Annotated in this window: 18 protein-coding genes; 11 read left to right on the top strand and 7 right to left on the bottom strand. The window is 50.4% G+C overall.

The window, feature by feature from the left end; genetic code table 11:
* Positions 1-1,791: 1,791 nt before the first annotated feature.
* A complete protein-coding gene (locus MW898_RS05890) occupies positions 1,792-2,202 on the top strand; it encodes a universal stress protein (protein WP_248905431.1) in 411 nt (136 codons plus the stop codon).
* A gap of 212 nt (positions 2,203-2,414) precedes the next feature.
* Here the strand turns inward: MW898_RS05890 and MW898_RS05895 are convergent, their stop codons facing one another.
* Together MW898_RS05895 and MW898_RS05900 are read right to left on the bottom strand one after the other, a co-directional pair.
* Positions 2,415-2,729, bottom strand: a complete 315-nt coding sequence (locus MW898_RS05895) for a VanZ family protein (protein ID WP_248905433.1) — start codon at positions 2,727-2,729, stop codon at positions 2,415-2,417.
* Between the two features lie 287 nt (positions 2,730-3,016).
* Positions 3,017-3,517 (bottom strand): DUF6789 family protein, encoded by a 501-nt coding sequence (locus tag MW898_RS05900; RefSeq protein ID WP_248905435.1) that lies wholly within the window; start codon positions 3,515-3,517, stop codon positions 3,017-3,019.
* A gap of 218 nt (positions 3,518-3,735) precedes the next feature.
* Here MW898_RS05900 and MW898_RS05905 point away from each other — a divergent pair, with 218 nt between their 5' ends.
* The 4 genes from MW898_RS05905 to MW898_RS05920 all read left to right on the top strand — a co-directional run bounded on the left by MW898_RS05905 (position 3,736) and on the right by MW898_RS05920 (position 7,565).
* Entirely contained in the window at positions 3,736-4,155 is a 420-nt protein-coding gene (locus MW898_RS05905) for a universal stress protein (protein WP_248905437.1), read from the top strand.
* A 693-nt stretch (positions 4,156-4,848) separates the two neighbouring features.
* Positions 4,849-5,295 (top strand): universal stress protein, encoded by a 447-nt coding sequence (locus MW898_RS05910; RefSeq protein WP_248905438.1) that lies wholly within the window; start codon positions 4,849-4,851, stop codon positions 5,293-5,295.
* Positions 5,296-5,618: 323 nt separating this feature from the next.
* Positions 5,619-6,782, top strand: a complete 1,164-nt coding sequence (locus tag MW898_RS05915; RefSeq protein ID WP_248905440.1) for a CBS domain-containing protein — start codon at positions 5,619-5,621, stop codon at positions 6,780-6,782.
* Positions 6,783-7,034: 252 nt separating this feature from the next.
* Positions 7,035-7,565 carry a phosphopantetheine adenylyltransferase gene (locus MW898_RS05920; protein ID WP_248905441.1) on the top strand — a complete coding sequence of 177 codons (531 nt, stop codon included), beginning with the start codon at positions 7,035-7,037 and terminating at the stop codon, positions 7,563-7,565.
* 598 nt (positions 7,566-8,163) lie between these two features.
* Here MW898_RS05920 and MW898_RS05925 read toward each other — a convergent pair.
* Positions 8,164-9,333, bottom strand: a complete 1,170-nt coding sequence (locus MW898_RS05925) for a mechanosensitive ion channel family protein (protein ID WP_248905442.1) — start codon at positions 9,331-9,333, stop codon at positions 8,164-8,166.
* Positions 9,334-10,136: 803 nt separating this feature from the next.
* Here MW898_RS05925 and MW898_RS05930 point away from each other — a divergent pair.
* The 4 genes from MW898_RS05930 (at position 10,137) to MW898_RS05945 (ending at position 14,858) form a co-directional block, all read left to right on the top strand.
* A complete protein-coding gene (locus tag MW898_RS05930) occupies positions 10,137-10,916 on the top strand; it encodes an Lrp/AsnC family transcriptional regulator (protein ID WP_248905443.1) in 780 nt (259 codons plus the stop codon).
* Between the two features lie 163 nt (positions 10,917-11,079).
* Complete coding sequence (locus MW898_RS05935; protein ID WP_248905444.1) at positions 11,080-11,496, top strand: universal stress protein; 417 nt, start codon at positions 11,080-11,082, stop codon at positions 11,494-11,496.
* Complete coding sequence (locus MW898_RS05940; protein ID WP_248905445.1) at positions 11,496-13,760, top strand: amino acid permease; 2,265 nt, start codon at positions 11,496-11,498, stop codon at positions 13,758-13,760. Before MW898_RS05935 ends, MW898_RS05940 begins: the two co-directional genes overlap by 1 nt.
* Before the next feature lie 273 nt (positions 13,761-14,033).
* Positions 14,034-14,858, top strand: coding sequence for a nucleotidyltransferase domain-containing protein (locus tag MW898_RS05945; protein WP_248905446.1), 825 nt, complete (start codon positions 14,034-14,036; stop codon positions 14,856-14,858).
* 598 nt (positions 14,859-15,456) lie between these two features.
* On the opposite strand, the gene MW898_RS05950 is transcribed toward MW898_RS05945, so the two are convergent.
* Positions 15,457-16,314, bottom strand: coding sequence for an MBL fold metallo-hydrolase (locus tag MW898_RS05950; RefSeq protein WP_248905447.1), 858 nt, complete (start codon positions 16,312-16,314; stop codon positions 15,457-15,459).
* Positions 16,315-16,728: 414 nt separating this feature from the next.
* Here MW898_RS05950 and pdhA point away from each other — a divergent pair, with 414 nt between their 5' ends.
* Complete coding sequence (pdhA, locus tag MW898_RS05955; protein WP_248905449.1) at positions 16,729-17,832, top strand: pyruvate dehydrogenase (acetyl-transferring) E1 component subunit alpha; 1,104 nt, start codon at positions 16,729-16,731, stop codon at positions 17,830-17,832.
* Between the two features lie 560 nt (positions 17,833-18,392).
* Here the strand turns inward: pdhA and MW898_RS05960 are convergent.
* Positions 18,393-19,145 carry an IclR family transcriptional regulator gene (locus tag MW898_RS05960; RefSeq protein WP_248905452.1) on the bottom strand — a complete coding sequence of 251 codons (753 nt, stop codon included), beginning with the start codon at positions 19,143-19,145 and terminating at the stop codon, positions 18,393-18,395.
* 157 nt (positions 19,146-19,302) lie between these two features.
* Between MW898_RS05960 and dgoD the strand changes: the two genes are divergently transcribed.
* A complete protein-coding gene (gene dgoD, locus MW898_RS05965) occupies positions 19,303-20,454 on the top strand; it encodes a galactonate dehydratase (protein WP_248905455.1) in 1,152 nt (383 codons plus the stop codon).
* A gap of 37 nt (positions 20,455-20,491) precedes the next feature.
* Here the strand turns inward: dgoD and MW898_RS05970 are convergent, their stop codons facing one another.
* Together MW898_RS05970 and MW898_RS25520 are read right to left on the bottom strand one after the other, a co-directional pair.
* On the bottom strand, positions 20,492-21,895 hold the full coding sequence (locus MW898_RS05970; RefSeq protein WP_248905456.1) for a PKD domain-containing protein: 1,404 nt from the start codon (positions 21,893-21,895) through the stop codon (positions 20,492-20,494).
* A 202-nt stretch (positions 21,896-22,097) separates the two neighbouring features.
* Complete coding sequence (locus tag MW898_RS25520; RefSeq protein WP_277999761.1) at positions 22,098-23,531, bottom strand: PKD domain-containing protein; 1,434 nt, start codon at positions 23,529-23,531, stop codon at positions 22,098-22,100.
* Positions 23,532-23,602 lie beyond the last annotated feature (71 nt).

The following is a 23,602-nucleotide window of genomic DNA, read 5'->3' on the forward strand; positions in this document are numbered from 1 at the left end:
GTACACACCTCCAAAAATGGTTGTTAAAATCAGAACTATACCAAGGACGACGTCTCCAGGCACATCAACCTCAGATGCCAACACTAGGCTACACTGGCGTGGACAATGGAACTGGATCATTCATAGTAAGTTACTGATATGTATCTAATTACTGTGTCGGTTGATAATACTCGCCGTGATCGCTGTTATTGTGGGGACCGATTATTTCTGGGCTTACGGTGTTTACTAATGTATGACGACAGTGTTATCCACAAGAGCGTATGCAGGTATCCCTCGGGTCAGGCATCCGCGATCATCACCAACAGATGAATAGATTGCATTTTTCTAAAATTTAGGTACACAATACGAACCCTTCGTCTATGACACTGAGACTGAGCACTATCAGCAATTAACTGATGGTGAGCCACATTGGAGTCCAAATGCACCAGCTATCTGGGGTTCGGCTAGCGAGGCGTTGTATTTCCAGACTGGTGAGCACGGATACGATCTTCAAGAGATTCATCGCCTCGGCCTCGACGGAACGATCGAACGTATCACAACACTGGGAGATGGTTGGGGACTCCTGTGGGTGTTTTCCCGACTGGAACGTGGTTATTATAAACACATCGTTGACAATACACAGCGTGTGTTTGGGCACGATATTACAACTGACAAGCGCATTCAACTGAGTGGTCCGGTCCCTCTCGTTTCGATTCAGGAATAGAATCTGAGTACGAAGAACTGGATACTGGGAACTCACGGTAATATCGATGAACAAACAACTTCAAAACGATGGGAGTTGATCACAGCATTCCTCAATTGACGGTTCTGACAAACGAATATCCAGCAGCAGCTGAACCTAACTAAACACATTATATCAAAAATATAGTATTAATATTTACTAGATATAATTTCGGCCCTCGGCGTCTCAACATCTTGTTGAAATTTTCATATCAAATATTCAATATAATGGTATTACTGTTACATATGTATAAATGATGTCGAAGCTGTTTGTGGATGTTGGACTAGAGTAACTGCATCGTAGTTCCAGCTTCTCGGTAAAGATTCGCGCCGGATAACTTCATTTTAGATAATGCATGAGATGTATCATTTATTCTAAGTGAAAAAAGGTTTTTCATCCCCAATATTCATAGTATATAACTGACTTGTTCGAATTATCACCTCTAGTTATCATTCTCTAGTGGTGCTAAACAGCACTCCAACCACACGTCAGAAATAATCCATTCTCGATAAATATCGAACTTATTATGTATTTCTGAAAGGACCGTTGATAGGACCAATGGTGTAAGATAGGTTTGAGTAGCGCTCTATACACGGTAGACACGTTAACTGACTGTCATGATATCTTCGAAGAGAAGCGTGGTTACTAAAAATCGATATATGAGTCAACAGGCGTGACAATCAGAGAATTACTTGATTTGAGCATCGTGGATCAGTCTAACTTCTTGTATTTCGAAAGCGAACGTGATCTGAGTTCGTACACTTGTTTGGAATACGTGATTATATGAGTGGAGAAAATCGCCTGTTCGATACTGATAACACGGGACCAGTCCACTGAGTCGTTATCTATCGATCTGTATTCTGTTAAGACGGACCGCATACGACAACCGGATCGGTACAGCGGGCTGTCACCACGGTCTGTGATGAACGAGCTGATGTCGAGAGTTGGCTACATTCTGAAAGAGGGTCAGCAACCGCTTGATACTATCATTCGGCGACTACTGATAGACGACGATCGCTGCTGTTGGCGAGCCGGAAAGAAATAAGTCAGCCACCGTCTGACTAGACTTCATGGTGGGGATACTGCTTGCCACGGATGGGAGTGAGTGTGCGAAACGAGCGGGTGATCACGCCATCAATATTGCAAATGACAGAGAGGTGCCACTCCACGTACTCTGTGTCGTTGACTGTCGAGAGTTCGATGAGACGGCACTCAGCTCAAGCGAATTGGCGTGTATTCAAGCTGAAGATCATGGTCACGAATGTGTTGCTGATGTCGCTGACGAAGCAAGAGCCGCTGGTCTCAATGTTGTAACTGACGTTCGCCATGGTATCCCAGAACAATCAATCATCGCGTACGCTGATAAAATCAGCGCAAATATCATCGTCATGGGCGAACACGGGGATCACACCGAACACCTTAGTGGCGTTGGGCGTCGTGTGAAAGCTGATAGTGGACGGAAAACGATTGTCATCACATAGGAACGTTACTCCAAGATCGTGATCTCTGCTCTTCTCTCAACGCCTTCATGAGGTCGAGAGACTCCACCAGCGCAGACTACGATAGTGAACGCCTATCGAGTCGAGGTAAGGACCGTCACCGCCAGACTTTGTACTGATCGACACTGACGAAACAGGTAACCGCGATCCTCGTGATCTTCAAGGTCATCGCTCTTGCACTCTGTTCGTGTGGCTTATCCCGTCTGTCTGGGATGAGGACGAGCCAATATGTACTGCCAGAACCAGACTCCTGCCACTGATCCGAGAAAGCCAGCAACGACATCGGCGTACTCGGGTTTCCGTCCTGGAATCCACTGCTGAAGGGAGTTGGTGATAACACCGTGGATGGTCGAACTGCCGACGGCAAGGACTGGCGCAGTACGTCTGCTACATTTGGCTTCGAGTGCCTTCACGAGCGTTGTCGAAAGCCCAGCGTGACCTACAAAATGAAGGAATTTGTCCGGACCGAAGCGCCCGAACTTTCGATAGCGGAAGGGGGATGGCACCATTGACCCGACGAATAGAATAACAGCAATGATTATTACTGGAATCCAACAGGATTGTGACGGGCTGTTCAGTGGTTTTTTCATGAGTATCCTACAATCGGTAGCAACTTGGTGTTCTGGCCTCATTGCAGTTTGTGAAAATAATTTCTAATCAACACATCATATGCCGCGCTGACCGGCGCTGTCGTCTGTCGCCAACACCAAGAATTCACTCGGAGAATGGCACAGTGGTGTCTCTACCTGATTGGAGTCAAAAGAGCACTCTTCCCCCGAAAGAGTGCTGTTGTCGATCATCCCATCGTTTCTCTGTCTGTTCGACGTGTTAGGAACGTTCGGTGTCCAGCAAAGTGATCGTAGACGCCACCGAGGACAAGTCCATAGACTAGATACGCGAACAGCGTGATGATCAAGAGCGGAAGATCTTCAGCAAATGTCTCACCACCGGCCCAAATACCGTAGAGAACAGTGACGACGTATCCTATCCAGAGAATGAAACCAAAGACGGCTCCATGAGTAAGCCCCGACTCACCAGGAAGTCCCCACGTAAAGCCTCCAAAGAGGAGTGGCCATCCGAGAGCGAACAAGATAATAAACCAAAAAAATGTCAACCCCGCCGCTGTGAGGCTTCCCGCTTCACAGTATGGTGGACCTCCAATGGCACACAAACTCGTGAACGTGGCAAAGACGAAGATTTTGGTGCCGCTGAGAAGGAAGTCCGTGATGAGCAAAAACACCGCCAGAACGACTGTGGCAACGATTCCGCCGCCGATACTACTTCGGGCGGGGTTCATACGCTGTCTACGGTTTCAACGATGAAAAAACTAGCACAAATGCCTCATAATTGGAATCAACGTAAGTGTATGACCGATCAATCCCTTCTGAATACAGATCGAGGTAAAATGTATGGGTTGTGCGTGCCACAGGCGGGTTCAGGTGCTATACTCGATGACAATGACTTTTGAACCAAACTTTTTGACGCTTGATGACGTATCAAAGCGAGTGGTGCAACATGTACGACACCGTACTTGTTCCGGTGGACGGAAGTAATTCAGCGAACCGGGCAGTCGAACGAGCACTCGGAATCGCACAGAAGTTCGACGCAACTGTGCACACAATATTTGTTGTTGATACGACGAGGTATGGCGAATCAACACTCAGTAGCTCAGACCTCGTACTCAACGATTTAGAGACCCACGGTGCTTCGCTGCTCGAAGAGGTTGTAGATTCTGGTGACGATATGGGCATCGAGATAGTTCAACAGATCCGTCACGGTGCTCCCCATCAGGAGATCATTACCTATGCTGACGAAATCGGCGCTGACGCCATTGTCCTTGGATATCAAGGACAGTCACACGAGCTTGCGGGCCATATCGGTAGCGTTGCTGACCGCGTCGTCAGGACTGCAGGCCGACCGGTGATGATCGTATGATGGCGTCTGTGTATCTGGAAAGGCTTTTTCAGTGGATCCATCATTGGTTGGGAAGACGGAAATCACGCCCACCTCAAACAATATCAAAGGAACAAACGATCAACCACAGTTAGAGTCCACCGGCATAAGCGATGTTTGATCACCAATGACCTGTTCGGTTATTCACAACCAACATTACACAATTACAGCTGTAAATGCAAGGGTTTCCCTCAAACCAGATTGAATCCGTGCGTGGAATAGTGTGTTTTTTGTTGAACTGAATGTTGTAAGTATTATCGCTATTACAGGATCTGGACAGCGTAGTCGCCCCACGAGCCATCTCGGGTGTGTCATTGGAAATATGGCTACTATTATATATTAAAATCGAGCTTGCCAGAGTAAGCCTATCAATGTCTACTCTGATCGTGTAATGAGCTGTTGGCGTTCCTCGTCGTCTGCCGCGCATATCGTCAGCTTACGGATGAAGGTGTTGGCATGGCCTTGCCGAGATTCAGCCGTCACACAAGGACGTAGCGGCCGAGACGATACGAAGTATGCTGCAATCGATCGTGGAAGTCCCGTTCATACAATTGACAGGAGGACTTATTCTATTCGGCACTAATTAATGAGTGGTGGAAGCAGAGATAAGGATCTCAGGTTTCCACGGACAAACAGAGACATAGTAGAACACAGCTTGATTAGGTAATTACAACAATGACAGAAAACGTTCTCATTCCAGTCGATGGGTCGCCACTGTCGTTCAGAGCGCTTCGTCACGCATTGCGAGAGTATCCAGACGCCTCGATCACTGTGCTACACGTAGTCGATCTCTTCGAACCCGGCTACGGAGCACAATTTGACTTTGAGTCTGCCTACGAACCTTTGACTGGCTCTGAAGAGTGGTACAAACGATCTGAAGAGATCACAGAACAGCTCTTCGATGAAGTCAAAGAACACGCGGACGAGTACGGTCGTGACGTTTCCACCGTGTCTGAAATCGGCGATCCGAAACGAATCATCGTCGACTACGCCGATGAAACAGAGATTGATCATATTGTCATTGGGGCCCACGGGCGCTCCGACGAAGAGCGACCCCTATTTGGAAGTGTCGCTGAATTGGTCGCGCGACGCGCAGCGGTCCCCGTGACACTCATTCGATAACAGTGTGATCTTTCTTTGAATGGCCTCGCAGTGCTCATAAACTGATTTGGTAGACGAGTGATTGATTGTCAAATATACAATCGCTATCGGTCGAGTACCTGTGATCAGCCCAATATAGGACATACCCTAACGCAAATTCTCATCGATATCCATCAATTCGTGGTACGTTACGGTGGTGTAAATCAGTTAATCACCTCTTGTAGACAGTCTTCATTCACTGACACAGCTACGCTTGCCTCGGACGGCTACTCTATGCGCGGTGAATAGTTCTGTCGAGAGAAAGCTTTGATAAACGTTGTATGATTGGCTGTGCTAGATCAGTTATGCGACGATTTCGACTGGGATCGGTATTCGGCATTCCGATTGAACTCGATATTACGTTTTTACTCATCATTCCGATCTTCGCCTACCTTATCGGATCGCAAGTAGTACCGACAGCCAACCTTCTCAATATGGTTTGGGACGCTCAGATTGCCCCTCAAGCGTTAGCATCGGGTTCAACACCGTGGATTCTCGGCACCATAGCAGCGCTTGGATTGTTCGTCGGCGTCGTTCTTCACGAACTTGGCCACTCTCTCGTCGCGCTTCATTTCGGCTACGCGATTGAGTCAATCACACTGTGGATCCTCGGCGGCATCGCCTCCATCACCGATATGCCCGAGGATTGGCGTCAAGAACTCTTGATCGCTGTTGCCGGACCGTTCGTGAGCATCCTTCTCGGAGTTGGTTGTTATCTTATCTTTCTTGTACTCCCCGAGACCTTCTATGCCGGTCGTTTCGTCCTCGGGTATTTGGCAATTCTGAACGTCGCGCTCGCTGCATTCAATTTGCTACCGGGATTTCCAATGGACGGCGGACGGGTCCTGCGCGCGCTCCTCGCTCGCACACGGTCGCACCGGCGCGCCACCCAGATCGCTGTGACCGTCGGTAAGGGATTTGCCCTCTTCCTCGGATTTATCGGTCTCCTTGGATTCAATATCATCCTTATCGGAATTGCTTTATTTATTTATGTTGGTGCATCGAGTGAAATGCAACAACAGTTACTCGAGGATGCGTTCAAAGGCGTTTCTGTACGAAAGATTATGACGCCAGCGGAAGATCTCGATACTGTTGCCGCAGGAACGAGCATTTCAGAGCTACTCGAACAGATGTTTAGACAGCGCCACGTCGGCTATCCTGTCGTTGATGATGGCACTGTTGTCGGCATGATTACGTTAGACGACATCAGTTCTGTGCCCCCCGTCGAACGCGACGCTATTACTGCCGCCGATATGATGGAAACCGATCTCAAGACGATTGCAACCACGGCCGACATCATTGATGCACTGTCTGAACTCCAGCGCAACAAAATCGGCCGGCTACTCGTTATGGATACTGATGACGAACTCACCGGTATGATCACTCGAACAGATCTCACACGAGCGCTATCGATTGCTAATCAGATTGAATCAACTGACTATGCGAATAGCAGACAGAGAAACTCTTGAGCCGTCTCTCAGATGCACCGGCGAGAGTCGCGCCACAATCGCAGACCGGAATTCACGCAAATGATCGTATCTACATGAATCGGCGCACGGACGATCACAGCCAGATCTCCGATGAAACGTGAAACTGGACTCCAGCAGCACGACCGGGATCATGTGATTTTCTGTTTATATGGCGCACGGAAATGTTACAGAAACGAGCGTACTTGTGCAGACTCCGGTACACATAGGACGTTCGAACTCAATTGTGCACGTATGGCTCATTCCGAACGGATTGCTATTCTCGGTGGTACGTTCACACCAATTCATAGTGGTCACCGTGCCCTCTTACACAAAGCTTTCCAAACCGCAGATCGTCTTGAGGGGAGCGACGGCCACGTTATCGTTGGTCTCGTTTCGACTACTCTTGCCAAGCAGACACGAAGTGATCCATCCCACGCCGAACTGCTCGGTTCCTTTCAAGACCGACGGGAAAATCTCGATGCCGAACTTAATCGGATGTCCGATGCTTACACTGCAACCTACGAGATCATTCAGTTAGAAGATACTTTGGGCCCTGCTGCAACACGTGAAGATGTGGATGCGCTTGTCATTTCTCCAGAGACAAAAGCTCAACGTCGTGCTCACGAACTCAACCAACGCCGCATTGATACCGGCCTCCAGCCGCTTGAAGTTCATACATCTCCATTTGTTATCGCAGAAGACGGCGTCCGAATCAGCAGTACCCGCATTCGAAATGGAGAAATCGATGTTCACGGACGTGTGTTGGATTCCTCTGAAGAATAGTTAAGGCTGATAAACACATCATGTCGTGTATCGATTCTATAACATTGTTTATTTATTATGTACTAGAATTTTATATGTGGGAGATAATCTAATGATTATCGATGATCTTTGAATAACAACTATAGTCACATTTTCTGAGTAAGATGTGATCGCACGTACGCACCATCAATTCACTATCATTATATGGGCGATACTCTTTGGACAATCCTTTTAGTGGCCGCTATACAAATTCGGCGGCAAACGCTATCAAAGCTAGAATAAACAGTATATTCATTCGGAGCTAGTCCAAGTAATAACATAAAAATTACAGACATATTATTTGTACTGTCAAATCATTTCTTATTTATGACTGAACATTCTACCGCGTGTATAGTTCAGCGTATACAAAACCGTAGAGTTCATTAAGTATTGATTGCTGATACATCATCGAATATATTGTATTCTAAATAATAGGCTCGACCACTGATCGAACGATGAATGGAGAAGTGGTACACAAGTGAATCAAAATTTCACTCCGTATCGTCGTCCCCGAATCGATTTTTGAACCATCCACTGTCGATGATCTCCAAACACGGGAATATACGGCGTCGCTATCAGATTAGACGGTATCGTTGTTCTCAACCGCTTTCACTCCGGAATCGCTGTCTCCATTCGAAGAAATGCTCTCGTCGGTTGAGGTTGACACAGCTTTTGCGTCGGTCGAATCCTCCGTTGTCACACGCACATCTCGTTGCGGGAACGGGATTTCGATACCGACATCCATCAGTCGCTTGTAGATCGTCCGATTGAGTTTGTGGTGGACTTTGACAGCCTGCGTCGGTGCGCGCACCCAACAAAAGAGTTCGTATTGGAGCGCCGAGTCTCCAAACTGACGGAACCGCATACGTGGCTTCGGGTTGTCGAGGACAAGCGTTTCATCGCTTGCTATCTCTATAATAAGCTCTTCAAATGTGTCGATGTTAGTGCCGTACGCAACCCCAATTGGAACTCGAAGCCGCTTTCTCGTCTCTGGTGCTGACTGATTGATCACTTTCGCAGCGTTGAGAATCGAATTCGGAACGGTGATGAGTACCTCATCACGCGTCATAAGCGTCGTCGATCGCACCCCGACGTTGACAACGGTCCCCGCCTCTCCGGTGTCCAATTTAATGTAATCGCCAAGCTTGTACGTGTCGTCGAAGTAGAGCGCTATACCGCCGAAGAAGTTTGCGACGGTATCTCTTGCAGCGAAACCAACTGCCATGCCAGCGATTCCCGCAGCGCCCAACAGTGGTGAGATGCTGTAACCCCACACAGAGAGTAACGTCGCTATAGTGCCAGCAGAGACAACGAGCGTCCAGATATTCGAAAAAATGGGAGCAAAGTCGAACCGAGAATCTTTTCCTTTCACCTCGTCGACAATTCGATTGACGATGCGATTTGCCGCGAAGGCCCATGCAAGCAAGATGACCGACAACGATGGTCTCCCGAAGAAATTATTTATTTGTCCATCTGTTAGAATTACATTATCAACTACTGATGGAATCTGTGTCAGCAAAAACACTCCTGTCAGTGCGGCTGTGAGGACGATCGGAATCCGGAGTTCCTCGACGAGAATATGATCGTACTTTGTCTCCGTACGCTTTGTGTATCGCAACAGCGACCTGAGCACGATAAATTCGAGAACCACTGCAACACCAATAGAAATTCCAAGCAATAGCACCGTCGCCTGCCACACACCAATTTCTCCAAGCAACTCGGTCAAACTTCTGCTAACGACATTACCCATTACTCGCTACAGGAATAGCCCCAAATTAAGAGTTCCTACCCTGGTGCAGTCGATCGATTTTTCCAATAACCACGCCGATTACCACTCAAGTCTATCCGTGCCATGGGTGGGAAAATCGTTTCTACCATCTGTTCGATCACTTTGTGAACCTCGACAATGTGGAGCAAAGAATGGCACCTGTACCACTCGCGAAACGTATTAGATGGTTCAGAAGGGATAATATCTATAGTCTTAAGTGCACTGAATTATTGGTCTCTGGGGTAGAATTGATTAGTTTAGTATTCGCTGTTGCACTCGGATATATGGCAATCTCTGATGAAGTAGTCACTCTAAACCTATTTAGTTGTCCTCAGTGTTGTACTGTTGCCCGGTTTGGCGTTCGAACGTCGCCATATTGATTGGACGTAGCGGAGAGAACTGTTTGGACACATTCTATAAGAGTATTGGTATTTAGTACTAGTGTGGTCGTTGTCGAGCACTGATCGTGCTTTCGGTACCCTGCACTGTGAACTTCCCTCCTCTCAATGTAGTCTATACACGCGTGAGCACGTCTATTATGAGCTCCGTGTAGAGTGAATTTCCTATACGAGACGAGAGAAAAGGGCGCTGAACAGGTCTAGATAGTTGTGGGTGACAAGAAAGAGAGCTTTCTGTTACGTTCACGACGGCAATCGGGTGTACGGACTCCATTCGAACAGATATGTACTACTGGAAATTTTTACAATCGAAATTTAGAGCCACTATAGAAACTATTAAGTGAGTAATGAACGGTTCTATTTGTATATTCGAAATCAACCGTGACCATGCCAGAACCAGAAACTGACTATCGGCTCGACGACATTGATCGTCGTATCCTTTATGCACTCATGCAAGACGGGCGTAATACGACCGCCGCCTCGATTGCTGATACAGTTAATGTGTCGGGGGCGACCGTTCGAAACAGGATCCAGAACCTCGAAGAACGGGGCATCCTCCGTGGGTACACCGCACACGTTGACTTCGAACGGGCCGGTGGAAAGCTCGTGAATCTCTACTTGTGTAACGTTCCAATTCCAGAACGCGAAGCACTCGCTCACAGATCCCGCGCGATTCCCGGTGTCGTCAACGTCCGAACGCTGATGACAGGTCGTGAAAATCTTCATGTCGTTGCGATTGGTGAGCATACCAAAGATCTGCAACGAGTCTCTCGAAATCTCTCGCAACTCGGCATCGAAATCGAGGATGAAGATTTGATTGAAGACGAATTCTTCAGCCCGTATACACCGTTTGGCCCGGATGACGACCAACAAACCGATGAACCAGACGACTTCATCAGCCTCACGGGGCAAGCTAACATCATTCAACTGACCGTCCGATCGAAGGCTCCGATCGCAGGCCATAGCCTCGAAGAAGCGAGTGATCAAGGTATTCTCGACAACAATACGCTCGTCATCGGTATCGAGCGAGATGACCAAGAACTCACACCTCACGGCAACACGGTCGTTCATCCAGATGACATCGTTACCGTGCTCTCACGGAAGAACACTGACGGAACAGCACTAGAGATCTTCCGCGGATCCAACGCTGAGCCAGCTGAGCGATGACACGACTACCGTGGAACGGAACTCATGTTCGACGCTGGTTCGTTCGTAATACAGTTTACCACGAGTATCAGAACCGCGGAATCAATTTCATCTCCGACCCCGAGATCGAGTCGCGTCCAAACGACACTGTGGACAAACAGCAGCTCCGGTCTACTATAAATCGATGAGCAAGTCACTTACCGAATCGATAATCGTTCCGATCGCTAACCAAGAAGACGCCCAAGCAACGGCGACAGCCCTCGAACCGTACGATGTCGGTGATATTACCATCTTGTATGTCGTCGAGAAAGGCGAAGGAGTCCCCGATAAAACTCCGGTTGAACAGTCCAAACAAGTTGCTAGTGAGTCGTTCGATATCTTCAAAGAGACGTTCCCCGAGGCCAAAACGGAAACCACATATCAACGTAACGTAGTCGCGGGAATCATTGAGGCTGCACGAGACGTTGATGCGAGCGCGATCGCTTTCCGACCTCGGGGTGGTGCCCGAATCCGCCAGTTCCTCGCTGGGGACCGCTCTCTCCGTCTGATTACCGAGGCGGAACGACCAGTTATTGCCCTCTCCGTGGAGGTGGATGAGTAATGACTGAAACCAACGAAGAACTTGCGAAAGATCTCGGGCTACTCTCGGTACTGACGATCGGTGTCGGGACGATGGTCGGTGCAGGCATCTTCGTGCTGCCGGGTGAAGCGGCTGTGGCAGCCGGGCCGGCCGTTGCACTCTCGTTCATTGTTGGAGGTGTTATTTCGCTGTTCACAGCGCTCTCTGCCTCTGAACTGGGAACAGCGATGCCAAAGGCCGGTGGAAGCTATTACTACGTAAACCACGCCTTAGGACCACTGTTCGGCTCGGTTGCTGGCTGGGGCAACTGGATGGGACTTGCCTTCGCCTCTGCGTTCTACACCCTCGGGTTCGGCGAGTATCTGGCCACGTTCCTTCCACTCCCTAACCTTATGTTCGGGTCTGTCGGTTTGACTTCGTTTCAGGTTGGTGCGCTCTTAGCAGGTGCTGCGTTCATCGCCATCAACTACATCGGCGCGAAAGAGACCGGCAGTGTCCAGATCGTAATTGTTACGATCCTTGTCGCTATCCTTACAGTCTTCTCGATTCTCGGTCTCTTTCAGGCGGATATCTCGACACTTCGGCCGTTTTTCCCGGCAGAAGCGGGAGGCGCTGCCGCTATCCTCCCCGCAACAGGTCTCGTATTCGTCTCATTCCTCGGATTCGCAAAAATCACGACTGTCGCCGAGGAGCTGAAAAATCCTGGACGGAACCTACCGCTGGCCGTCGTCGGCAGCGTGGTGATTGTGACGGTGATGTACGGTATCATCATGGTGGTACTGATGGGTGTGGTTAACTGGCAGCAGCTTGGCCCATCGTTCACTACAACCCCCGTTTTGGATGTCGCCGAAATCGCCTTCGGAACGTTCGGTCTCGCGGGTATCGGTGTTGGCATGTTGACGTTTGCGGGACTGTTAGCAACCGCCTCCAGCGCGAATGCGAGTATCCTCGCTTCTTCGAGAATTAACTTTGCGATGGGACGAGACAAGCTCATCTCAGACAAACTCAACGCGATCCATCCCAATTTCGCTACCCCGTATCGGAGCATCGCGGTTACGGGTGCGCTCATCCTCCTGTTCATTATTGTGGGTGACGTGAAGACGCTCGCAAAAGCCGGTAGCGTCCTCCACCTCATCGTCTACGGACTACTCAACATCGCACTCATCGTGATGCGTCAGGCCGACGTCGAGGAGTACCAGCCCGAATTCGAGGTGCCGTTATACCCGGTGGTGCCGATCGTCGGCGCTGTTACATCGTTTGGACTAATCGCGTTCATGGAACCGATTGAGATTGCGCTTTCACTGGTGTTCGTCGCCGGCGGACTCATTTGGTATTTCGTCTATGCTCGAGGGATAGCCGAAAAGAAAGGGATCCTGAGCCAGTATATTCTCGACCGATCGGAGGAAATGCCGCCGGCTGCGGTTTCGGCTGCGAGTACGGTTCAACCCGATGGTGGCGAGTTTCGGGTAATGGTTCCACTTGCAAACCCACAGACAGAGAAAGATCTCATCACGCTAGCGAGCGCTGCCGCAAAGCAGCGAGGTGGAACCGTCGATGCGGTCCATGTCGTCACAGCGCCCGACCAAACTGCGCTTCAATACGCCGCCGATCACGTCGATGAGCTTGAAGAAGATTATCACGCGATACTCGACGAAGCGAAACAGGACGCCGAAACATTCGGCGTCGACGTTGAAACCCACACGGTCCTCTCACACCGGCTGTTCAAAGGGATCTTCGACGCAGCCGAGTCACATCAAGCGTCGCTCGTTGTCATGGGATGGAATGAAGAGACGCATGGCCTCTCAGGACGGGTTGAAGGCACTTTCGACGAGCTGACCGATGAGTTGCCGTGTGATTTCTTGGTTCTCAAAGATCGTGGGTTTGACCCTGATAAGATTCTCGTGCCGACAGCAGGCGGACCGGATTCGGACCTCTCTGCTGAAGTTGCAAAACTGTTACAGACTGAGTACGATTCAGATGTCACGCTCCTTCACGTCGCTGACTCGAAGGAAGAGGGAACCGTCTTCCTTGAGGACTGGGCAGACACTCACGGCTTCGCGGACGCGACGTTACAAGTCGAAACCGGAGATATCGAGTCCGAAATTGAGCGAGCAGCTGACAGCAGCACGATGGTGATCATCGGTGCGACTGAGCGCGGACTTCTCTCGCGGTTAGTCCGTGGCAGCTTGGTGTTGGATGTCGTCGACGATGTCGAGTGTTCTGTGCTCCTCGCCGAACGACCACGAACAAAGACACTGATCGATCGACTAATCGGAGATAAATAACAGACCGTACGCGTCTGCTGCTAACTGCGGCTATTATCTATCTCGTTTGCGCTCGTGATTGTCGATAATTCCATCATCCAATGGGCGGACGAGTCGGTAACAGTAGCAATTCACGATGACCTGTTTGGTGGGACCATGCTGGCTGCTCGGACGGGCTCTTGTCTCTCCGCACACGAGCCGCCGATTGGATCCCGTGACTCTCGATTACCGACACGAGTGTCAGCAGATTCAAACGAAACTATGAGATATGCTCGATCACGGAGGAAACAACACATGACAACAGATGATCTAGATCTGCAGTACAGTGACGAAGAGATCAGGGATTTCATCGGGAAAGCGGTCGCTCAAGCCAGCACTCACCAGCAGCAACCGCGTTTTTATGCGGTGACAGGCAGTCACGTCTACGGCTTTGAGAGTCCCAATAGCGATATCGACGTTCGTGGCGTTCACGTCACCCCGGCTGAGAAGTACGCGTATCTTCAGACACCAGTTGACGAAGTGACTGTCAACATGGACGGGACAACCGAAGGTTTTGAAGCCTACGCCGAGATAGACCTCCGTAGTTACGAACTCAAAAAATTTGGATCCTTACTAGCGAAAGCTAACTACAATGTCATCGAGCTGGTGTTCGAAGCGCCGACGGTGATGAACGGACTATCATTAGAGATGGATGCCCTAGAAGCGCTCATCCGGAAGCATCTCCCGATGAATGTTTCTCATGCCTATCTTGGGATGGCAAAATCGAACTATTATAAGCATCTAGATCCCGAAAAAGCGAAGAGCTACGATCCGCGGCCGAAGAAATTTCTCTACGTCTACCGAGGACTTCTCGGCGCACAGTACGTCCTTGGGCATGAGGACATCGAGGCGAATATCCACACGTTGGCCACCGAGGTCGACGGTGGTGACCCGGCGCTTGTCACAGATCTGATCGATCACAAACGGGAGGCAAACGATCCGTTCGTCTCCGATGCGCTCGAAGAGCGAGCACGAACAGCCATCGTCGAGCAGTTCAACGCACTCGATGCGTTGCCTAAGCCCCAGAAAGTTGGTTACAGAGAGGAGATCGACAAATGGATGCACAACGTTAGGATCTGAATCTGTTGATGGATCATCTCTGTCCATTGATTGCTCCTGTCGGCTGCTTTTGCTACCTAGTCAAAAATTAAAACATACTATTTGACTACATCCACACATTGATATTTAGATACGAATGCAAAAATCTGGGTGACATCACCAAATATATCTGAAAACAATATTAATATAATATGAGCCATTATCTTTGAGAGTCAAAAACAGGTGTCTCGTATGATAATCTAGAAAATAGAGAATTTCAAAGCAGATAGCACGTCGTCAGAGGTTCTCTAACTGATCAGATCGCGCATCTACATTCCTTACTACTGTTATGATATTTACTACGGACAATCATAGAACGCAATCGTTGTTATATCCATCTTTAGTATTTTTGTTCAGTATTCACGCACGTATCTTTGAATCTATTGGAGAGGATATTTCAGAAAATAATATAGCATACACTGTATATCACTATACTGTTAGGTATTAGAAAGTAACAAAATTGTATTACTCAAAACCGTCTATCGAAACAGATTAATAAAACGTATATTGAGTGTTTGTCATCCCTTGATACTATACAACTCGAAAGAGTATCCTCGACCGCTTTCGTCGAGAAAAACCATCATTCGGCCCACTCAGGTGGAACGATGCCTGGCTGTTTGATATCGAGTCGATCTCCAACACGCACCATTTCGATAACGTTCGGATACCGAAAGGAAACCGCGTGGTCATGGAGGACTTTCGGGTCAGTTTCGAAACCCTTCCAGAGGTTGTAATGGGTGGGAACGAGCCGTTCGACGCCCAGCGCAACTGCCGCTTTAATCATCTCATTTCCGTCCATGTACCATCGGGTCGGCTTGACCCTCACCTCGTCAGGTGGAGTGAACGGCCCAACAGTACCGAACGCAAACGCAGCGAGTGTGATATCAAATCGCTCACCGATAGCGATGAATTGATCAGTATACTTCGTATCTCCACCGTGGTAGAACGTCCCCGATGCGTGTTCGATGACGAATGAGACCGGTTCGACCGCATCAGTATCGTTCGCGGCGAACACGTACATGGTGAGGTCACCGACCTCGAATGTGTCACCGGGTTTCACCGTCGATCGCTGGGGTGGCGGGATCCGGAGTGGTCCATCGTAATCCGGATTTATGAAACACGTCTCCGGAGCATGTATCGTAGCGTCGAGGCTCTCTCCCAGAGGAATATACGACGGAGGGTGCATGTGGTCGACGTGCTCGTGAGTAATGAGGATTGCATCGCACAGCGTCGCGTCGCTTGGATCCATAGGTATTGGGCATATTCGAACTGCATCCGAGCGGTGTTCTCCGATTCCGAAATATGGATCGATATACATGGTTGTGGTTGCGGTTCGGATAATGAAGCCTGTCGCGCCGAGATACCAGATTGATAGTCCACCAATCACTGCGTTCTCTACCTCCTCGATGAACCATTCATCCCACGTCGACCGAATCATGGCTTGAAGTACACCCTATCGCTACATCAAATTATTGCCCTTCTGTAAATTGAAATTCGATGTTACTCTGATTGAGATCCATAAGCTACGAACAGCAGACACAGAATGTCTACTCCCGTCGTCTGTGGGTGTAATCTCGGAGGTATTTCCTATTGAATTTCCAACAAAGCAAGCCAAATGATTTGGTATTTAGCCCACATGCTTCAGGGCTGAATCAACTAGCAGTGGAAGATAGTAGGTGGTAATCCGCTTTGATACTAAAGCCAGTGATTCAGTATACCCTAAGGGAAGGATCGATACCTCCATCTGAATCGTGTGCATCTTCTTGCGACTAGCGCTGTAGTTTCTCGTCTGCTCTTTGTCGTTGGATGGCGGCAGCGTTTTTACACCCCTCATCCATTGTACTGGTAGCATATGTCATATGATGTATTCGATTGGGGACGTGACGATCCTGTGCAGGTGCTTGATCCAGACGGTCGCGTCGTCTCCTCAGAACTACTTCCAGAACTCGAAGACGAGACGTTAACAGCAATGTACCGTGACATGCGCTTTTGCCGACGGTTCGACGAGCGCATGATCAGTCTGCAGCGTCAGGGGCGGATCGGGACGTACTCCTCACTGGCTGGTCAGGAGGGATCGCAGATCGGATCAACGTACGCCCTGCGCGATGAGGATACGCTCTTCTATCAGTACCGCGAACACGGTGCTCTCGTCGCTCGTGAACTTCCGTGGGAGTATCTGATATACTGGATGGGAAACGAAGATGGCAACGCGGCCCTAGCGGATGTAAACGTCTTTCCACTCAATATCACGATTGGAGACCATCTTCCCCACGCTGTCGGATGGGCGTGGGCATCAAAACTGAACGGCGACGATCGGGCGACTGTCGTCCATTTCGGTGACGGTGCCACCTCCGAAGGAGATTTTCACGAAGGAATGAACTTCGCCGGGGTATTCGACACACCCACAATATTCATTTGTAACAACAATCAGTGGGCAATCTCGGTACCGCGCCATCGACAGACAGCGTCCAAAACACTGTCTCAGAAGGCAACAGCGTATGGATTTGAAGGAATTCAGGTCGACGGAATGGACCCACTCGCAATGTACGTGGTGACGAAGGCCGCTCGTGAGAAGGCTGTTGAAGGTAACGGATCCCGGCCCACACTGATTGAGGCGATCCAATACCGCTTTGGTGCCCACACGACTGCTGATGATCCTTCAGCGTATCGCGACGAGGAAGAAGTCGAACGGTGGCGCGAGCGTGACCCACTCGATCGATTTGAGGCTTTTCTTTCCCATCAAGGAATCATCGATACTGAGTGGCTTGCGAAAATGGAGGACGAAATAGAGGAGACAATCACTGCACTCGTAGATCGGGCCGAGGAGTACAGGGCTGATCCAGACAGTATTTTCACGGATGTCTACGCCGAACGACCCGATCGACTCGAAGAGCAACGGAAGTATCTGTATCGACTCCGTGAACAGTATGGTGACGATGCGTTGTTGACAGATTAGCGTTCTTTTGCCTAAATGAGGAATATGTATGCATTATAGATTTTCAAAGAGGTAGGACACGGACACATCGCCATCTGTGTAGGTACCAAAGATCATCAACCTCGTGTGATTGCTCTCGTGTTCGTGCTCAAGGATATCATGGGAATTGCCAAGGACAAATGACCACTCAGGAATTGAGTTCGTCATCGATCATCGTTGGAGTCCACAACGATGTAGGATATCGTATCAGTACCTTTCGATCACGTATTTTTATTCCAGGTGATATTTTCCTCATCTCACTAAACCAGCTCCCACCAAAACGTCGATAGCAGAGCTGTAAACCTCTACGACTGGGTATTACACGTGTACCGTTGTAATTATCGGTGCCAATCGCTGCTGTCGATCGGGGTATATTCAAGCTTTGATTGACAGCTCTGGACATCATTCCAACCGGTGAGTCTCAAATCTGAGCACTACTATGAGCCAGAATCATTCGAACACGCCACTAAATCATGTAGTATTCATCTACGGTAATAAGAATATATCCGTTGCCTTCGTGTTCACAACATCGAAACAGTGGGTCACATATCAGTGACGAATCGGTTGACCGTGCTAATAATGATTCCGGGAATATCTTCTTCGAATCGTTTGCTCTTCATTCGATTGCCGTTCCCTGCGACGTAAACGGCACCGATCACACGTTCATCATGTTTGATAGGGACTGCCACAGCTCGGTGACCGAGCCGTTGTTCACCACGTTCGAACGCAATTCCCCGATCTGCGATTTGGGTGAGTCGCTCCTGTAGCTTCGTTCGGGTTGTTAACGTTCGATCTGTCTTCGGAGGAAGGCCGGTTTGTTCGATTATCTTGTCAACTCTATCATCGGGTAACTCTGCGAGGATCGCCTTTCCAGGTGCACTACAGTGTAGATACCGAGAATTCGTACGGTCGTCTGTAGGACGGTTGGAGGGCCACGCACGGTAGAGGTCAATAGCGTATCCCTTCCTTTCGATCAGTATTCCCGCTGTCTGGTCAGTCACTTCTGCGAGGATATCAATATGTGGCTTTGCCATAACGTACTCAGTGTTACCGATCCGGGCGGCTTCACCGAGACCGGCGAAACTAATTCCTAATTCGTATTTACGATTCTTTTTGCGTACATAACCGAGCTCACACAGCGTATTGAGGTGCTTGTGCGTTGTGCTTTTCGGAAGATCAAGGCTGTTGGCTAACTCTGTAACCCCAATGGGACTCTCACCCTCTGCGAGTGCCTCGACGATTGTAAAACTTGTTTGTGTTGCGTTTACCGTCTGTTGATGGTCTGAATCAGTCATTGTAATTATCATTACTCTTGGAAACTAAAAGTTTTGTTCATATGTGATGAACGGAGTGTAGATGACATCGAACACGGTCCGTCTGCGGGCCAACAAAAGCAACAACGCAGGTTGCAGTGCCCGATAGATATATTTGAGTACAGGAAATTCACTCTATATGAACATCACGGACTTTGAACTGTATGAAGTCCCACCACGCTGGGTATTTTTGGCAATCCGAACCGACACCGGTCTCACGGGCTGGGGAGAGCCTATCATCGAGGGTCGGGCCAAAACGGTGTGTACTGCGGTGACAGAACTGATGGAGAACTACTTCCTCGGAAAAGATCCACTTCGGATCAAGGACCACTGGGAAGCAATGTACCGAAACAACTTCTACCGGGGTGGGCCGATCCTGATGAGTGCCATTGCAGGGGTCGATCAGGCGTTGTGGGACATCAAGGGTCAACACTATGATGTACCGGTATACGAGCTGTTGGGTGGACGCTGCCGCGATCAAGTCCAAGTGTATCAGTGGATCGGAGGGGACCGGCCCTCTGAAATCGCTGACGAGGCCAAACAGTTGGTTGAGGCTGGTTATTCAGCTATCAAGATGGACGCCGTCGAGCGAATGCGGCCGATCGACTCCCCCGAAACAGTCACAACAGTCGCAAATCGAGTCGAGAACGTCCGCCAAGCGGTCGGCGAGAATGTCGACATCATCGTCGATTTCAGGGGTCGAGCTTCGACACCAATGGCAACGCGGCTCATCCACGCGATCGAACCGTTCGAACCGATGTTCATCGAAGAGCCGGTGTTACCGGAGTACAACGATAATCTCGGATCGATTGCCAATACGACAACCACTCCGTTGGCGACCGGTGAACGAATGTATTCTCGATGGGATTTCAAGACACTGCTCGAATCGGGTTCTGTCGACGTCGTTCAGCCGGATATTTCACACGCAGGCGGCATCACAGAGGTCACGAGGATCGCGTCTATGGCCCACCCATACGACGTGTCGGTGGCGCTCAACTGCCCGATCGGACCGATTGCGCTTGCTGCTTCCATGCAGGTGTGCGCCTCGATCCCGAATCTTCTCATTCAAGATCATGGATTTGCCTTCTCCGAAGCGACCACTGGGCAACCATACGAATATCTCTGTGATCCAGACGTGTTCGAGTTCGAATCAGGATTCTTGTCATTGCTCTCTGAACCAGGACTTGGTCTCACGATTGACGAGGACGCTGTTAGAGAGAAAGCTGGACAGAATATCGACTGGCACAATCCAGTCTGGCGACACGATGACGGAAGTATTGCCGAATGGTAACGGTACTATCGGGTGGGTAGCGAGCTACTCGAATCTTCTACTCATCATCCTCGAACTGATAGAAGACCTCTGATTGTGCCACGGAGCTGGACTTGTACAGCGCCCAGAACGTGAGAAGGCCAACGTCCTGCTGTTCGGCCCAGTCGACGACGGCCTGAGCCGTATCAGTTGTGAATCCGGATTCACCGACGTTCGGTGTGATCCCAAGCATTTCCCAGCGCTCCTGAACTGATTTATTCGGGTAAATCTGGCCGAGCCACTCGACAGTGCCTTCACCCGCAGAACGGATGATATCGGCTGTCGTCGGGTTGAAGTTCATAGTCATTATGTTTACGTACTCGAGGTCGACGCCTGCATCGACAGCATCGCTGACCATGTCTCTGGCAGGCGAGTAGTTCCGGTTCTCGATACCGTTTCGGCCAGCCGGAACAGTGTAGGAAACCTTGATCTCCGGACGCTCCGCTTGGAGCATTGCGAGAGCTTCGTTCCGAATCTGGTAGACGCTAGCGGGTCGTCCGTTTTGTGCGTTCTCGTCGTCAATATCGATGTGCGTGACGCCAAGCGTATCGATGATCTCCTCGTAACCCTGTTTCGCCTCGGCTGCGGTGCTCGCATCACGGGCGACGGTCCGTCCGTGCCAGCCACCGATGGCGACCCACACGTCGATCCCCTGATTCTGTAGCGTCTGGATCTCGTCTGTGAAATCAGTGAGTGGACGCTGGCCGGCCGAGGTGAGCCAGCCAGGATTCACACCATCCCCGGACGTTGCATCCCCAACGAACGAGGCGATCACGCGGTCGGTGCTCGCGGCTTGTGTGTTTCCGACGAGATCGCCCCACGTCCCCTCATACGGTGCGAATACGTCGTCTTCTTTGGCACTACCACCGGTGCCGACGGAAACGGTCGTAGCACCGGTCGCAGTCGCGCCTGCGTCGTCGGTGACGGTGAGCGTCGCTGTGTAGTCCCCGACAGTAGCGTAGGTATGGGTGGCCGTCCGGCCCGTCGCTGTTGTCTCGTCACCGAACGCCCACTCGTAAGACTGGAGCGTTCCATCAGCGTCCGACGAACTCGATGCGTCGAATGTCACTTGTTGACCTGGTTCGGGCGAGGAGGGAGAAAGGGTGAATGCTGCGGTCGGTGACTCGTTGCCTCCACCGCTCCCACAATCGCCGATCTTCACCCAGACGCTATCGCTTTCTTCCGGTTCGTTGGCCTGTGTCCACCACTGCGCTTCCCAGAGTGCGTCGTTGTACACAACCTGTTCGCCCTCCGTGTAGGCGACGTCCGATTGCCACTGCGTGATTCCGCTGCAGTCTGCTGCCGCTGCGAATCCACTCGTTCCGAGTGTCAATGCTGGAAGTGTCGATGCCTTGCGTAGTATGCTGCGTCGTGTGAATCTCATCGCTTTTAGTTTCTTCTCTTCGTTTTCTATTTTCTCCACATTCTTCGTCCCTGACTACTTCGGCTCTCTTCGGGGGTGGAATACCCAACTGATCCGGTGGCAGAGACTGTGTGGGAAGCCTGTCGGAGCAATTCGTGGACAGCCCGACTATCGCCGGGAACGGCTTCATTGAATTTCTCATCGCCCCATAGTAGCTTCCTCTGTTGCTCTGATTGTATTTCTCCAAACGCTCAACTCTACTCTACTGTACTTGGTTGTAGATGTGCGAGAACTCGTAGGGGTCCTGTGAGATTCCACTACAGGTGGCAGATACGGAACCGTCCGGACAGCCGCCGTTGTCCCGATCGAGGGACCAGAGCGATACAAACCCGATGCCCTTGTTCTGGGCGAACGAAGCGACTTCCTGTGCGTCCGCCAGCTCGTGGGTCCCTCCGACATTATTGACACCAATCATCGGCGTAATTCCGATCATGCCCCAGATCTCGGACGATGATTTGTTCGGAAAGATAGACGTTAGATCTGAGTGAGTCCCGGTAGCTGAGTCTTTGATCGTGCTCGCATTTGGCGGGACCCAACCGTAGTTCATTGTCATGATATTGATTGTTTCGAGATCGACTCCGTGGCTCTTTGCGTTTTCGACGACATACTGGCCGTGACTGGTGAGTCCAGTTGTCTGACATCGTAAGGTGTAGGAGACGTGTACTGTGTTTTCGGCTTGAAGTTCAGCTAACGCCTGATTGCGCCGATCGACCGCTGCTTCGTCGGCTGATTCGATGTCGAAATCGAGATGAGTTACGCCGTAGGTGTCGATGACCCTCTGGTACTCACGTTTGATCTTCGCGATGTCAGTCGTGTCCTGGGCGATCATCGTCCCGACTGCACCGCCGAAAGAAACGATGACGCTGCCACCCTGATCTTGATAGGCCTGAATCTCCGACACCAATCCAGCCTCCCCAACGAGCATATCTGCTGCACCGTCCCATGCAGCGTTGCCGTTACCGTCAGAGAGGACGAACGCTGCCGCAACAGCGTCGTTGCCAGCTTGTTGATAGTGATCGATTAGGTTGGTCTCTGGATTCGTCGTCATGTGATCGAACGGTGCGAACATCGAATCACCAGTAGTGCCGCCACCGTCAGCCTGAACGGTGATTGTGGTGGAACTCGCTGCGGTTGCGCCTGCGTCGTCCGTGACAGTGAGCGTCACCAGATAGTCGCCAGCGGTGGTGTAGGTGTGGGTGGCCGTCTGTTCGGTGGCGTCGGTAGTGCCGTCGCTGGTGAAATCCCATTCGTAGCTGTTGATCGAGCCGTCGGCATCAGAGGAGCCTGATGCGTCGAATGATACCTGTTGCTCCGGTGCTGGTGTTGCTGGTGAGGTAGTAAACGATGCAGTTGGGGCTTCATTATCTCCACCTCCACTGCCACAGTCGCCGACGTAGTTCCAGTAGGCGCTGTCCCGAGACGGTTCTGCGTTTCGGGACTCAAGTTCGGCCTCCCAGAGCACTTCGATTCCATTCTGATCTGAGTGGTGGACTCGATCACCTACGGCATAGAGCGTCGCGGCATCCCATGTCGGGGACGAACTACAGTCCGCTGCCGCTGCGAATCCACTCGCTCCGAGTGTCAGTGCTGGAAGTGTCGATGCCTTGCGTAGTATGCTGCGTCGTGTGAGCTTCATTGATGTGTTGTATTCGTATTCGCTGTTTGCTGAGCGATGCTGCTGCGAAACAGCACCGGTGGATGATCTAG

The organism is Halocatena marina, from assembly GCF_023276375.1.
Classification (GTDB): domain Archaea; phylum Halobacteriota; class Halobacteria; order Halobacteriales; family Haloarculaceae; genus Halocatena; species Halocatena marina.